1 protein-coding gene is annotated in these 710 nt (G+C 39.7%); it reads left to right on the forward strand.

Going from position 1 to position 710, the window contains the following annotated elements:
• Positions 1-207 (forward strand): hypothetical protein (locus tag ACFFIT_RS07115; protein ID WP_385876965.1); only part of this gene is annotated, 207 nt, incomplete at its 5' end.
• Positions 208-710: the final 503 nt, after the last annotated feature.

The raw sequence follows: 710 nt of genomic DNA on the forward strand, positions 1-710 counted from the left end.
TCAGAGGTGCATGAAAGGATAAGTGCAAAAAATTTATCGATAATTAGACGCTTTGCCCTAAATTTACTGAGCACTGCAGAATACAAAAGAGAAAAAAAGGAAGCTTCAATTCCTAGCAAAATGAGAAGATGTATGAATGATTTAAGTTTCAGGGATAAAATTATATTAACTATGAAATTGATTGTGTGCTGTGAAGTTAGCTATTAGGTGGCTAACATGCTTTACCTAAGATGGTGGTAGGCCCACCAGCATCGGCTGGCAAGAGCAGGTGCTAAATCGGCTCCAGCTGCGTTATTTAAGAGATATCGTGGTGAGCGTGGAGTTTAAAAGGCAATAAAAAAAAATGTCAGATGTGGAGTAATAAGCTGAATGAAAATGAACCACTGATGAAGTGTCGTTACTTATAATTGTGATGTCAAAACTGCGTTCTAATCAATAACGCACTAACAAAGCTAAGCGTGACTTGCAATAACGGCTTGGTTGGCTCATCGGCATAAAAGTGGCAGGAGATTACTACAGGCTTAGGTAAGGAACTCAGGAAGATGTTGCCCTGATGCTAAATGAACGGCTATAAAGGTGAACCCTGAAGGCTAAATAATGATGCAGGGCGCATTGGCAGATTGTCTCGCAGTAGTGTTGAAGTTTCTGTAATGGGGATGGAGCGAAGGGGACAACTAATCCGTTTTGATTAATTAAGCAACTTGAATTAT

Origin of the sequence: Thorsellia kenyensis (genome assembly GCF_042432445.1) — a bacterium.
In the GTDB taxonomy this organism is placed as follows: Bacteria; Pseudomonadota; Gammaproteobacteria; order Enterobacterales; family Thorselliaceae; genus Thorsellia; species Thorsellia kenyensis.